The 14661-nt window shown below is 42.2% G+C and carries 10 protein-coding genes; 1 reads left to right on the forward strand and 9 read right to left on the reverse strand.

Going from position 1 to position 14661, the window contains the following annotated elements:
* Positions 1–25: 25 nt before the first annotated feature.
* From RMY64_RS13570 to RMY64_RS13590, 5 genes are all read right to left on the reverse strand, one after another.
* Positions 26–448 (reverse strand): type II toxin-antitoxin system VapC family toxin, encoded by a 423-nt coding sequence (locus RMY64_RS13570; RefSeq protein ID WP_322691640.1) that lies wholly within the window; start codon positions 446–448, stop codon positions 26–28.
* A complete protein-coding gene (locus RMY64_RS13575; protein WP_322691639.1) occupies positions 445–750 on the reverse strand; it encodes a hypothetical protein in 306 nt (101 codons plus the stop codon). Before RMY64_RS13575 ends, RMY64_RS13570 begins: the two co-directional genes overlap by 4 nt.
* Before the next feature lie 148 nt (positions 751–898).
* Entirely contained in the window at positions 899–4204 is a 3306-nt protein-coding gene (locus RMY64_RS13580; RefSeq protein ID WP_322700278.1) for a type 2 lanthipeptide synthetase LanM family protein, read from the reverse strand.
* A gap of 411 nt (positions 4205–4615) precedes the next feature.
* Entirely contained in the window at positions 4616–4906 is a 291-nt protein-coding gene (locus RMY64_RS13585) for a Nif11-like leader peptide family natural product precursor (protein ID WP_322700279.1), read from the reverse strand.
* Positions 4907–5958: 1052 nt separating this feature from the next.
* The gene (locus tag RMY64_RS13590) at positions 5959–6576 is read right to left on the reverse strand and encodes a hypothetical protein (RefSeq protein WP_322700280.1); all 618 of its coding nucleotides are present in this window, start codon (positions 6574–6576) and stop codon (positions 5959–5961) included.
* 156 nt (positions 6577–6732) lie between these two features.
* On the opposite strand from RMY64_RS13590, the gene RMY64_RS13595 reads away from it, so the two are divergent.
* Positions 6733–7485 carry a TspO/MBR family protein gene (locus RMY64_RS13595; RefSeq protein ID WP_322700281.1) on the forward strand — a complete coding sequence of 251 codons (753 nt, stop codon included), beginning with the start codon at positions 6733–6735 and terminating at the stop codon, positions 7483–7485.
* A 196-nt stretch (positions 7486–7681) separates the two neighbouring features.
* Here RMY64_RS13595 and RMY64_RS13600 read toward each other — a convergent pair whose 3' ends face one another.
* From RMY64_RS13600 to RMY64_RS13615, 4 genes are all read right to left on the reverse strand, one after another.
* The gene (locus RMY64_RS13600; protein ID WP_322700282.1) at positions 7682–8659 is read right to left on the reverse strand and encodes an aromatic ring-hydroxylating dioxygenase subunit alpha; all 978 of its coding nucleotides are present in this window, start codon (positions 8657–8659) and stop codon (positions 7682–7684) included.
* Positions 8660–8912: 253 nt separating this feature from the next.
* On the reverse strand, positions 8913–10268 hold the full coding sequence (gene rppB / locus RMY64_RS13605; RefSeq protein WP_322700283.1) for a two-component system sensor histidine kinase RppB: 1356 nt from the start codon (positions 10266–10268) through the stop codon (positions 8913–8915).
* Positions 10269–10445: 177 nt separating this feature from the next.
* A complete protein-coding gene (gene rppA / locus RMY64_RS13610; RefSeq protein ID WP_322700284.1) occupies positions 10446–11186 on the reverse strand; it encodes a two-component system response regulator RppA in 741 nt (246 codons plus the stop codon).
* A gap of 429 nt (positions 11187–11615) precedes the next feature.
* On the reverse strand, positions 11616–14661 hold a 3046-nt coding region (locus RMY64_RS13615; RefSeq protein ID WP_322700285.1), incomplete at its 5' end, for a leucine-rich repeat domain-containing protein.

A 14661-nucleotide genomic window follows, 5' to 3' on the forward strand; every position in this document is an offset into this window, starting at 1 on the left:
TGGTGAATTTTCTATGAAGATCAAACTATTGTTCTTTTGGCATAATCACAGAAATTAATTGATTACGATTTTTCCGATAAATCCTAAAATCACTATCAAATGTGAGCAATTCACTTTCAGTTGCCAGTTCTGCCATCCTCACCAAACACGCATCCGCTAACGACATTGGAACTGACTGATAACGTTGCATCAACTCGTCAACAGCAGCAGCTTCTTCAGAGAGCCGAAACGGAAGATGGATGATTCCCTTTTGTACAAAAGAAATTACTGCTGCTTCTCCTCCGTAAACATTTTGTAAGAGAAAACAAGCCTCTGTAACTACTGCCTCACAAGTTAACAAAGGTGGTTCAATCTGTCCAAAGTGATTTGTCACCCATTTATGAAACTGCTCTCTCCGATTGACTAAAGCTACTAATGGGCCTGTATCTAGCAGTACCGCTTGCTTCATTCTGTTAATGGTCTTTTAAGGTACTCCTTGTTTGTCGAGAGATCCCCAGGGCCAGAATCCACGCAGCCAACTAAGTCTCCTGCGGCTTCTAAAGCAGACATTGGCGTGCCATCATGGTGCTTAAACTCCACTGTTGATGATTTCAATTGCAGAAATTCTACAAAGTCAAGTACTTGCTGCTGTTGTTCCTTTGATAAGGTAAGAACCTTTTGGGCAATAATTTGCTCTAGACCAATTGCTTTCGTCACCAGTCTTTCCTCCAGTCCCATCACTTCAAGTCTAAATCCAACTGCCTCAGTCACACAGAAATCAGCAGAACGTTAAAATTTTGAGATGACTAGCTTTTGGGCTTTTATCAGCAGCCAACACCTTGAGAGAGCTAGTTATGACCCTATTAGTTTACGCTAATAGGATGTGGTCAAAAGCTGTTTTTGGGTATGAGCAACAAGCTCAATCCCACAACAATATTGAAGGCAAGTTATTGTTAGCCAGACGCAGCAATTGATAACCAATTCCAGATATACCGGGTAAAAAGCCAGGATTAAATACAGAATTGGGTAAGTTTGGGAACAGTTGATAAGCTCCAGTTCGCTTGGCTCTAGCCACAACATTTGTTGCATTCTGGTGAGCAATTTGATGCCAATCATGACGGGAACAGATTTTTGCACCGACTAACAGCACTTCCGTCCGACCGAAGTTGCCACAGCACAAGTGATCGATCGCTTGTAAGCCAAAATTCTGAGTAGTTTGGAGAGCAATTTCAATTTCTTGTTGAATTTCCGACGTTTCCACGATTCTCAAACTGCCTAAGCGTCCCAAACCAATGCCGGCTGCACCATGACACCACTTATTTGCAAAGTCAGGTTGTCCCGGTTGTCCCATTCGGCGGAAGTCGGGCCAGTTGGCAGTGGACTGGCAAAAGACGCTACGCTCATACTCAATTCCTGCTAAACCTGCTTCTAAGTACTTGCCCTCTGAGGTGGCGGCATAAAGTCTGAGCAAGGCATAGGAGATACCTGCGGCTCCATGAGAGAAGCCAGTTAAGGGCTTGTCCCAATAAGTATGCCAAGCTTTGGGCGCACCATTGTGGCTAACTTGACGGTTGATTAAATGTTGTCCACAGGCGATCGCTTTTTCTAAAACGGTTGCTTCTCCTGTGGCTTGATCCAAGGACAATAGCCCTAAAATTGCCCCTGCTGCTCCACTCATAATATCCAAGTGTTCATCGGCAGCAATTAGTTCTGGTGTCATCAAATCGGCTAATACTTGAGCCTCTGACAACAGCGTTGCATCGTTGAGGAATTGGCTAATTTTCACCAGGCTATAGATCATCGATCCTAAACCTGTTGCACCCCCAACACCCATGAAACGAGCCATGCGTTCCCAAGTTTCGGGATCGATGGTGTGGATTTGGCGACGCAGAGATTGCACTGTTCTCAATGCTAAATCGCGGTAACGGGAATCATCAGTTACTTGACTGAGTGCAGCTAAAAACAAGGCAACTCCAGAGCGTCCGTCAGAGAGACAATTATTCAATACTTGCAGTTGATATCGTTCGGCGCGAGGCACAAAGTCTAAACCAATCCAGTTAACGCTGCCATCAGGGTCAGAAATGGCTCTGGTTTCCAGTTGAGTGGCGATTTCTTTGGCTTCAGCAATCAATTGTTCCGAATTCAGCAACGGTAACGATTCGCCTTGCCATTGCCCACCTTGGCGGCTGGAAGTGGTTGCAATCTTGGCATCGAAGGAGCCTTGAATAATCGCTACTTGTCGAGCTAAGTCGGTTTCATCCAGAGATTGTAACTGGTTGAGCAGGTCTTGATAACTGGATTGCTTGAAATAGTTGGGAATGGAAGAAGAACCGTTTAAACTCAGTTCATCAACCACCGCGCTAGCCGTGAAGAAGGGAATATCCAATTGTTCCATTGCTCGGAGTTCGGCGCTCAAAACAGGAAAAGCGTTTGGTCTATTTTGAGCAACTAGAAAGGCACGACTGAGAACATCGAGTTGAATACTGTAATCTACGCCGTGTTTGAGGTGATCGGGTGCACAAGCTTTTTGGAGGATGATCCCATAGATGCGGGTGTTGCGGAAAATAAAGCGCACCTGCTGATTTTGCATCGCAGATAGCAAATGGCTTGAAAGTAAGAAATCTTTGTGCGCCATTAAAAAGCGATACATCTGCTCAAACCCAGTGGTGATTTCTAGTTGATAATCGTTTGGAGACAGAGCAGTTTCACCCAAGAACGGCACATTTTTCCCCATCGGCAAGGTTACAGACTCAGAGGACAGATGCATATTATCTGTATTAATATTCTGCCAGCGCGGCACTTTCCGGCGAGATAGTCGGGGATCTGTGCTGCCTAGCCCGCTAATATCATAAGCGACACTGCGATCGCCACTAAAGTCCCAACGTGGTAAAAGTCCGGTGCGGAGTACGGAATCCCAAAATTGTTGTGTGGCGGTTGTTTCTAAATCTTGGGTAAGTGGTGAGTCTTCAATGAGATTCGGTTCATGGTGCAGCAGCGTTTCCATGTCAATCAGCACCAGATGTTCGCCATTGGCAATTAAGTTTTCGTAATGGCAATCTGTGGCTCTGAGGGCGTAAAGCACACACAACAACATCCCAGAACGCTGATAAAATCGTTTCGCAGCTGCTTCATCCACACAAGGCAACTGTTCAACATGTTCCACCCAACCATAACCGTTGCGCTCAAGCACCTGAATTACTTTAAAATCTAAAAGATTGCTGTGTTGATTGCACCAATCCAAAAATTGGTTAAAGACAACCTCTAATCCTAAATCTTTGGGTTTATAAACAAGTTTAAGTCCAGACTCAAAGGTGAGCAAAATTACTGTTCGTCCGCGTTTGTGTGGATCGGAAATGGATGTTTGAATTTCGGCAACTTTGTTTTGAGAAAATGGAGCGATCGCTTCATCAAAAGTTCGTTGAATATCTGTCCTATCTGCAACTAAACGTTCGAGAAATTCAGCAGTAAACTCAACCCAAAAATTGACGGCTGTTGCCACTAACCGACCGAGAACGGGATACTTTTGGAAGAACGTCAGCATTCCATCTTCTAGGAGTTGATTGACGAACTTAATGTAATGAGTGTTATTGCTTTCTGTCTCCAACCCCAGCAAACCGAGCAAGTTTTGACCAAAGGGACGCACCTGAGAAAATTCAAAATCTAATGTCTTAGTGCAAAGTCCTGCTAATCGTAGCAGTAGACCACGTTCTAAAGAACTGTAAGCGTCGTGGGAAAGAATCGATAAGGGAAGAGACTCGTGGGTGAATTGACTGCCGCAGCGAGTTAGTAATTGCTGTCTGGCTACCAAGATAGCAGGCAAAAGAATATCTTCAAAGGCGATCGGATTTTGTGAATCGATGGGTAGAAATACTTCGGTTGCAGAATTGAATCCTGTAGCGGTTTGGATAATTTCCTGCAAGGTTTCTACCCACTCAGGTAAAGGTCGATCGGCAAGTAACTCAATGGTTCCCAATTTGGAACTAACAGTATTGAAGTCTAGCCCTTCCCACTGTAAGCGTTTGTGCAACGTATCCAATTTACCTTCTGCTGCAACTTCGCACCAGCGATCTCTACGACGGTTAATTTCTTGTTCGTTGACTCGATCGCCATTAATTGTAAATCTGCTTTCATCAAGACGTTCCCAGATAAAGCTAGCATTGGCAGCGATCGCCCTTAATTCGTCTGATGTTTTCTGTGGGGATAAGCAAACAACTTGTTGAACCATAGCTGGATTTCTCATAGTGGGAAGTATTAATCGTTAAAAAGACAAAAAATTAGTTTCAAATTTATTAATTAGAAATATGAAAACAATAGACCTCTTGCAAAAGTTTCCTAACACTCCACCCCCAGCCCCTCCTCGCACGCAAGCAGGGAAGACTTTGACGTAAGTTAAAGACGGGGTAGGGTTCTTTTTTTGATTTCTGCAAGAAATCTAATGAAATTCCCTCTTTCCCTTGATTAAAAAAGCAAAGAGGGAATCTGTTATGCAGCATCTCTTTCTGCGTTGAACCTCAGTATCAAGTATGGAAGTTATCCAAATTAAAATATTGGAGATGTTGGATCTAAAAAGCTCTTTTAGAAAAACAACCTGACCTGTGGTGGTTACAATGCCAAAGAGAAACAGAAGCTACCGTTTTTAGCAGCAGCCTGCGTGTCCGCCACCACAGCTAGCTGTATGACATAGCTTGGCTGCACTATCAGCCATCATTCCACCACTAACACTAAGTAATTCTTCTTTACTTAGTTCGTTGGAGTCCACAAAGGTTAGTTCTGTCAACATTTGAGAAATAGTTTCAACTGTGAAGTTATAACCTTTTTCTGCACTTGCGATCGCTATCACTTTGATAGCTTCTGCTTGGTTAGCTGCTGCTTTTACTTGCTGTTGTAATTGTACGTTTTGCAGCAATTCTTTAATTTGGTGTAGCATAGGTTTGTTCTCCATTTTTATTGACTTATTTATACGGCAGAGATTGCGCGCTTGTTTGGGGCGGTGTTCTCTGCTTTTCTGATTTGAATTTAGAAATAAATAGGGGAGAACTAGGGGAAATAATTACAATTGCGAAAAAATTTTTCAACACAGATTAATTCGGGAATGACATCGATATCCATCGAAATGCGCGATGTATTTCTGCTTTACAATTGATTGTCTAGAGTTTTACTGTAGATCCTCCCGTTTGAAGTCAATGCCCTTCGGGCAGGGAAAAGGTTAAAGGTTAAAGGTTAAAGGGGAAAGGGAACACCATAACTTTAGTTATGGGCTTGAAGTCAGGATGCTTCGCAAGGGTTTGGGGTAAAGGGGAAGGTGGGGTTCCCTTTCCCTCTTTTTAGTCAATGAATGCATCCCTTGCTCTAGATCCATCAAAATTAGTGTTGTAACTGATCCGAAATAGGGACTGGGGACTGAGGATGGCTACGGTGTACACATAAGTGTTGGTGCAGTGTATCTATCTCGCCTCGGAATAAATTCCGAGTCTCATAACCAAAGTCTTCTAAAAGAAGACTAAACAAGAAATTTAGTTTAGTCCTCTTTTAGAGGACTTTAACTATCAGCCCGGAACTTTAGTTCAGGGCGGGATATTTGCTCAGTGTGGGACTTTCACTTGAACATAAATATTGGGTGGGTAGGATTTTTACAGATGTGTGTACACCGTAGGACTGAGGATGGTGGGGTCCCCTCTGGGGATAAGGGGTAATGGGGACTGGGAACTGGGGAAGAGATATTTTTATTGTTCCTTGTGAGTTTCACTCATGGAGTCTCTTGGCAAAAGTAACTTTTGCACTTTCGTGGGTAAAAGGTGCATGTTTGCATATTAAAGGTTTTTTGTTATTCCTTTCCCCCTTACCCTTTCCCCGACAAATGCCAAGAAGTCTAATATAAAATAAACTCCTAGTTTATAGTGAGCGATTTATCGCTCAAAGCAAGGATTATCAGGACTAAAGTTCTGACTGCAAACTTTAAATTTATTTATGCCTAGATACTTAACTACAATAAGCCAGACTGCTTAATCCAGGAGTATTCACTAAGTCAGTATTGACTATCCAACCATTACCAGATAATTCTCCAGGGAAACTTCTAGAAAGGTCGATTTCTACCCAAATATAATTCTCAGATTTGTATGACTTAACTATATTACCTGTAACCAAGTTCACATACACAACTGTATTTGGCGAAAGTGTTGTAATAAAAGGTTCTCTTGTACTTGGTTGGCGACGTATAGTTTCCCGTCGTACAATTTGCCGACATACACTGCCAATAGTAGGTTTACTCGATATATTTTGAGCGCTGTTATTCGGCTGACAAAATTTCAGCACAGCAGTTTGAATAAACCCTGAAGTCGGAGCTTTAATTCTGACAAATCTATCTCCACTAGCTGGTATATATGCTAAAGTAATCCTTGTTTTTGGCGACAATATTCTGATAGCATGGGATGATGTTGAAGGTTCTTTGAAAACTGGAGTACTTACTTTAGTTGCACGACAACTTGACTGTGAAGAATTAAAGGGAGCCTGTGTGATTTGAGCAAGTACAGGTACACTCAGAGCAAACGTAGCAATATTTACTAGAGTAAAAATATACAATAACTTCTGAAATTCCACGTTTTTTCCTCAACACCACTTACGAAAAACTGTACATTAGATTCGGAACTTATAAACTCTGATATTAAAAGAGCCTAACCAAATTATTTTTAACTATTAGAATATCATATAATGACTTATTACTACTAATTACCAACTACGCGCCATTTCTTCATTATGAATAAATCCAAGAATAGTGGAATAGTTGAACAGTTTGTGAATACAGTGATGGGGGTAAAACCAGGGAATAAACCACAGTCTCTAAACACATCAATAGCTACTACACAAGAACTAGATATCAAGGCAGTTTTAGTTTATACACTAGGGACTATCCTACAAATATTAGTTATGATTCTCGTGTTGTTGGGAATGGAAAAATTAGTAATGTTGATCGATAATTCTTCTTTTCCCAGTTGGGTTAGCACTTTATTGGCTGGATTATTTTTTGCTCTATTAAGTATCCGTTCTCGAATTTTTTCTCTTTTAGATAATACCCGTTCTCGTCAGACCTATGATCAGGTAATCAGACCAAGATGGTCGCCTCCACCTTTAGCATTTCCCATAGTTTGGATGATAATTGCTGTTTTGCGGGTAATTTCTTCTGTATTGATTTGGCAGCAAATGAATCACCAGTTTTTAGTATTGCCTTTAATTTTGTTTGTGGTACATCTGGCTTTAGGAGATACTTGGAATACGATTTTTACTGTCGAACGGAGATTAGGTGCTGCTGTACCTGTAGTTATTTTAGGCCCTTGGTTATCTGCTGTAGTGGTGACGACAATTTATTGGCAAACTAATTCTATAGCAGGAGTGACTTTATCATTTTCTTGTGTGTGGTTAACTGTAGCTGCTGTTTTGGTATTTAGAATTTGGCAATTAAATGGATCTGAGCCATTGTATCCTTTAAAACTAACATCTGTGGAGCGATAAATATTTAAAATTAACCTTGAAATGAAAGCTAGCAAAAATATAACTTGACTTTGGAGTACCGCATTCAACATACATAAAAAACGGTAGAGCAATTAACAATCTACCGTTTTTTAAACTTTTTCAGGGGGTTAGCTTCTAAACCAATATTATCTAAATATTTTTTCTTAATCATAGATAATGACAAGCATCGCAAGTTCTAAATAGTGCCGAAAGTAACACCCTGTTGTTTGAGCCACTTTCGGTATGCTATGGAATAGCGATCGCTCGGTAAATGTACTTCTGTTTGCAAATCCAAAGGTAAGCGTCGGGGTTGCTGGGACTCGACAATGGCAATATCTTGACTAGCAACTTGATTTTGAATATCTAGATACACTTCCACTTTTAAGTCGCGGACACTATTTACCATTAACCAATATTGCGCCACGCATTCATCTTCATCGACTGGCGTAATTGTATAGAAGATATTTAAACGACGATCTCCAGGCCCAAGTTTAAAGTATGCCACTAGCGGACGGAAAATGCGGTAATCGTAAGTGTTGAAAATCAGTGGTGCTGACAGAGGATTACCGGAATTAAAATCTAGTTCCCATAAACCACATTTGAAACTAATCCCATCTGGAAGAGACTCTAATTCATAGTGCGTCAACTCAGGATGACTGGCGTGAGCAAATAATCCCGAATGCAAAATTGGGAAGTGTGCCGGATCGATGAAATTTTCCAGTACCCGCAAAGGGCTAGAGTGATAGTAGTAAGGGCCACAGAAAATCTTTTGATAGACCGGATCGTACCACTCAGAAAACGGAGCTATGTCTTGTTTTGGTGTCCCTAAACAAACCCAGAGCAGATCGTAACGCTCTTGAATTTGGTAAGTTTTAACACAAGCTTGAGCGGGGGGCGATTGTTCGGGATTAGCCGGAACTAGTACACATTTTCCCTCGCTATTAAAGGCTAAACCGTGGTAAGGACAAACAAGAGTCTCTTTGTTGACATATCCTAGAGAAAGACGAGCGCCACGATGAGGGCAAAGGTCTTGCCAAGCTAAAACTTTGTCGCCATTATGCCAAAGCACTAGATTTTCGCCTAATAAGCGCTTGTGCAGAACTGTTCCAGGTTGGAGGTCTTGCGATCGCGCTATTACATGCCAATCATTCAGCAAAATCTGGTCTTGCACCATGAGTATCGATACCCGTCAGGTCAAATACCTATATCTTAATCATCCTGTGGAAGAACCATCAAAGCACTTTTAGGATTTTTTAACAGATAAATGTGCGCTCTCCTCCATGTGTGCAAAAACTCAAAGTAGCGAGAAATTGAGATTAATGCATAAGTCCTAAAAGATATGCCAACCGAGGATTAGTTCGGAAAAACTTGGGCGATCGCACCTTGCCGATCGCAGATTTGCAAATAGCAACATTTATTTCCATAAATCACGGTGAAAGAGGAAGCCGAACGGTAAATGTACTACCTAGCCCAGGTTGACTTTGAACGTGAATATTACCTTTGTGTGCTTGGGCGATCGCGATCGCGATGGCTAATCCCAATCCCGAACCGCCAGAGGTGCGAGAGCGTAGGCGCAGTCCGCCGTAAGCATCGCGATCTACTCGGTAGAAGCGATCGAAAATTCGCTGTTGATGTTCTGGGGCAATACCAATTCCTGTATCTTGAACTTTAATAATGGCGTAAAGCTCGCTTTTTTCCCAAAAAACCGTGACTTTTCCACCGCTAGATGTTGCTTGAATTGCATTGACAATTAAGTTAGAAATTAAACGATAAAGCTGATCTTCATTTCCCATCACATATAATTTTTCTGAGACTTGCACCTGCTTAGAGAGATTGACCTGAGTCTCTACGGCCAAAAATGCTAATTCCTCAATTAAATCGTTAATGATATCATTCAAACAGCAAGGCTGATATTCTCCTGTTACTTGTTTTCGATCTATCCTCGTTAGTAACAGCAAATCTCCAACTAATTGTGATAAGCGCCGATTTTGGCGTTTGAGTACATCTAAAATTCCACCATTGGCTTTTGGTTCTTGCTGTAACTTGATAGCAGCTTCAATAGTAGAATACATTGCTGCTAAAGGTGTGCGAAACTCATGCGCAGCATCAGCAGTAAATTGTTGCATTTGTTGGTAAGAAAGATATACAGGTTGCATTGCCCTTCCTGCCAACCACCAACTAGACAAACCAACGAAAATCATAGAAATTGGCAATCCCAATACCAAAGTTAATCTTAAATAAGTAAGATGTTGGTCTAAATCAGTGATACTACGCGCTACTTGTAGATAACCCGAAACCTGGTTTTGAGTATACAAAGGTAAAGTGATTTCGCGGTATCGAGTGCCAGAGTAATCTGTTAATATCTGCCAATTATGTAATGTTGAGGCAATCGGTAACTTGTCAAATTCCATGCCTCCACTAGCAAAAAGTTTTCCTGAGCGATCCAATAAACGGATATAGTAATTAACTGGATTCGCTGCTTCTGTGATTGATTTTTTAATGGATGTTGTTTTAGGCAAACAATTAGTCTGAGCCACACATAATTCTAAAGAAAATTCTTTAGTAAGGCGTTGTAATTGTCCGGGTTGTTGCCAAGCCGGTTCAATACTTTTTCGGAGTGCGTTTGCAACTGATTGCAATCCCTGGTCGATGGTTTCATAGTAGGTATGGGCAACCACACTATAAACTCCCAAACTAGATAGCCCTAAAATACCTCCCATGACAAGGGTATACCAAGCCGCAAGCCGCAACCGAGTTTGATGGAAAATGGGATTGCGTTCCATATTTTTAAACCCTTGCTGAAAGTATTGCTGTCAAGTTAGCAAAAATCAGCAGCATGAATAGATCCCCCGATATATTGGCTACGGTGTACACACAAACCCTGGATTTACCCCCCTTAGTCCCCCCTTATAAAGGGGGGAAATAAGAAATCTTGTTCCCTCCCCTTTACAAGGGGAGGGTTAGGGTGGGGTAAAACCCTCAAGAGGTTTAATATTTAGGCGATAGCCCACACCATAAATAGTTTCAATTAAAGATTCGCTGTCTTCTTCTCCTAATTTGCGTCTCAATAAGCGAATTTGTGCTGCTACGACATTGCTAACTGGTTCTGCACCAATTTCCCAAAGTTGATTGATAATTTGGTCGCGGCTGATAATTTGGTTAGGATGCCTGATAAAATATTCCAATAATTGAAATTCCTTGGTAGTTAGTGAAAACACTTGCTTTTCTCCGTGAACATACTCACGAATAACTTGATGAGTGCTGTAATTGAGCGTCAGACAACCTACTTGTAAGCGTCGGGGTTGGACTTGAGGTGTCAGCGTTGCTCCAACGTAAGAGGCTCGCCGTTGTAATGCTCGCAATCTTGCCAACAGTTCTGCCATATCAAACGGTTTAACTAAATAATCATCCGCACCGCTATCTAGACCAATAATCTTTTCTTCCATCCGGTCTTTAGCTGTTAGCATTAATATCGGTAGAGTTAATTGGCGATCGCGCAACCATTTACACAACTCTATCCCCGATACTCCAGGCAGCATCCAATCAAAAATCGCCAGTGTATACTCAGTCCAGCCAGTTTCTAGATATTGCCATGCCTGATTACCATCTAGAAACCAGTCAACTATATATGCCTCATGGCTCAGGACTTGTTTGATTGCTGCACCTAAATCTGCTTCATCCTCAACTAATATAAGCCTCATAGTCAACCCATTGCTAAGAGGTTGTTTGAAAAATAGTTGGCTGTAATTTTAATTACATTATTACCCCCCTTAATCCCCCCTTGTAAAGGGGGGAAACAAGAAAAATCTGGTTCCCGGTGTACACACAAGTCGGAAATAGTAGTCTGTATTGGCATAATTGACGAGTCCATTCTTTGTAGAGACGGCGATTTATCGCGTCTCTCTAACGTGTCAGTTTTTTAGACGCGATAAATCGCGTCTCTACATGAGAGGTTTCTGGCTTATCCCAAGCGTATTGGGATAAAACTGGTGACTTGTGTGTACACCGTAGCCCCTTTACAAGGGGAGGGTTAGGGTGGGGTAAAGGATGTACTTTATTTAAATGCAAAATGCTGTATGCCATCATTATTAATCTAGAATAGGTTGCATCGCCTCTGGAGTTAGAAAAGTCTATTTACCAGAGGGAAGCGGTAGTTCGATATTTAATTTGTTCCCTATTTCCATAACATTGTTTGTAAAATCTGTCATACTTGCGATCGCGCCAGCGACTAGAGTAGCAGCAGTTAGTAAAGCGACTAAACGCTTTTTGAGTTTGGGTACATTGCGTTCTTTTTCTGGCTTTTGAATTTCTGCTTCTACATCATCAATATCAATGATGATGTCGTCGCGGATATCTGCTGGGAATTGGGCGGCAGTTTGGCGCAGGTTGCCGATCAGTTGCAGAATTTCGCTGATGTTTGCGCCGCTTGTTTGGTTGAAGTTAGAGGCTTGCTGAGTGGCGTTGTCTTTAACTTGGTTGGCAAAGTTGGCGATGTTTGCGCCTTGAAGGTTGTTTGTGTTTTCTGTCATGGGTTTAAAATCTCCTTGGTGATTGCTATTGTAAATGTTGACAATTGGAGAGCGATCGCTTTCTGGATCGCCTTTTTGTATTTTCTGACGCGATTCTCGTGATTCATAGCCATCTAGTAGTTGACGGATATTGATGTTTATTTTGAGTTTACCGATTGGATATTCAAGAACACCCATTGATTCAAGTCCGAGGAGTTCTTGGTAGTCGAGAGGCGGGTGGTTGGGATGGTTGGGGACGGGAACCCATTCGGTGATTTCGAGATTGGGAAGACTTTTGTGGATTTTTTGGAAGACATCGCGGAGAATGCCAAGAAATAAGCGGCGTGTTTCTTTATGTCCGCTAATGGTGATGAAGATTTTTTTGTCTTCGGGATCGGCTTTGATCCGAGCAATGTTGTAGATTTCGTTGTTTTCTTGATATTGCAGCATTACACCACTGCGCCAATAGATTTGCTTATAGATTTTTTCGTGGGTGATGACCATGAAGCGGGAAATGATGCTTTCGGGGAGAACTTTGTAATGGTATTGAAATTCCAGGGTTTCGCCGTGGAGTTCTGTTTCGTCTGGTTGGTCTTTAGGCAAAAGTCCCGGAATCAGAAATTGTGGTGGCTGACATTCTAGTGCAAAGCAAAGCTCAAATTCCTTCATCAGCCCGATTAGATAGCCGTGACGCTTGGTGGGATATCGCTCTGGATTGAGGATGCAGGTGAGATCGGCGGGGGTGAAAATGCCTTTGGTTTTAGTTTTGAGGTTTTCATCGCTCAAGAGCGTGTAAATGCCTTCTGTCACCCAGTTGGGTTTGAGGACGTTGGTATCTTTGAGGATGGGATGATCGCGGAAGTTGAGAACTAAGCCGAGTCGATGCAGCAAGTCGATGAGTTGCTCTTGGTTTTGTTCTTCGGGAATCTCTTTTTGGTGGCAGATGCCGATGTAGCGGTTGTAGCTGATGAAGTCTTCAGTCATGGATTCGAGTTGTTGTTTAACCTCAAACCATGTCAGGGGTAAAAGGTCGTAGACTTCTTTGAGGTTGGCGATTTGCTGCAAAATTGCGGTGCGAAGTTCATCAATGCCGATATTGTCTTGGCAAGAGGTTTCGATAATCGCTTGGATGTTAGGATATTTTTCGCGTAATGCTTTGCGGTTGATGTCGAGGGGTTGTTCGTCTTTTTTGTTGCCAACGATAATCACGGGGGACTCTCCGCCGAAGCTTTCGATTAGTTTCAGCCAATATTCGATGCGGTTTTCTTCTTCGCTGGTGCGACAATTACAAACGAGGAGATAGAGGCTGCGCTTAGTCAGAAAAAACTGATGGGTGGCATGATAAATTTCCTGTCCGCCAAAGTCCCAAACATTGAGGCGGATGTCTTTGCTATTGACCTGCACGTTCCAAGTTTCTACATTGAGTCCGTCGGTTCGGGGTTGATTTTTATCATATTCATTGCGGATTAGTCGCTTAATGAGGGATGTTTTGCCAACACTGCCTTGTCCGATGAGTAAGAGTTTGGCTTCGTTGAGTGGACGCACTTCACCGCTACGGAGTAATCGCAAGTAATTGAAAATGTTTTTAATTGAATTAACACCATAATAAGATCCTAAAATCTCTGGTGAAATAGGAAGCGGATTTCTTCCTAAATCTAGTATTTCCAATTTCGACAAACTTTCGATCGCCTCTGGAATCTGGGTTATTTGGTTGGAATTGAGGATAAGCTGCGTCAGATTGGTTAAATTCGCGATCGCTTCTGGAATCTGGGTTATTTGGTTGTAACTGAGGTCAAGCTGCGTCAGATTGGTTAAATTCGCGATCGCTTCTGGAATCTGGGTTATTTGGTTGTAACTGAGGTCAAGCTGCGTCAGATTGGTTAATTTAGCGATCGCTTCTGGAATCTGGGTTATTTGGTTGGAATTGAGGATAAGCTCCCTCAGATTGGTTAATTTAGCGATCGCTTCTGGAATCTGGGTTATTTGGTTGGAACGGAGGTCAAGGTTTGTCAGATTGATTAAATTCGCGATCGCCTCTGGAATCTGGGTTATTTGGTTGCCATCAAGGTCAAGGTTTGTCAGATTGATTAAATTCGCGATCGCCTCTGGAATCTGGGTTATTTGGTTGTTATGTAGGATAAGCTTCCTCAGATTGGTTAAATTCGCGATCGCCTCTGGAATCTGGGTTATTTGGTTGGAACGGAGGTCAAGGTTTGTCAGATTGGTTAAATTCGCGATCGCCTCTGGAATCCGGGTTATTTGGTTGCCATCGAGGTCAAGGTTTGTCAGATTGGTTAATTTAGGGATCGCCTCTGGAATCCGGGTTATTTGGTTGGAACGGAGGTCAAGGTTTGTCAGATTGATTAAATTCGCGATCGCCTCTGGAATCTGGGTTATTTGGTTGTTATGGAGGATAAGCTCCCTCAGATTGGTTAAATTAGCAATCGCCTCTAGAATCTGGGTTATTTGGTTGTCACTGAGATCAAGCTCCCTCAGATTGGTTAAATTAGCAATCGCCTCTAGAATCTGGGTTATTTGGTTGTCACTGAGATCAAGCTCCCTCAGATTGGTTAAATTAGCAATCGCCTCTGGAATCTGGGTTATTTGGTTGTAACTGAGGTCAAGCTGCGTCAGATTGGTTAAATTAGCGATCGCCTCTGGAATCTGG

The organism is Nostoc sp. DedQUE08, assembly GCF_034530895.1.
GTDB lineage: Bacteria > Cyanobacteriota > Cyanobacteriia > Cyanobacteriales > Nostocaceae > Nostoc.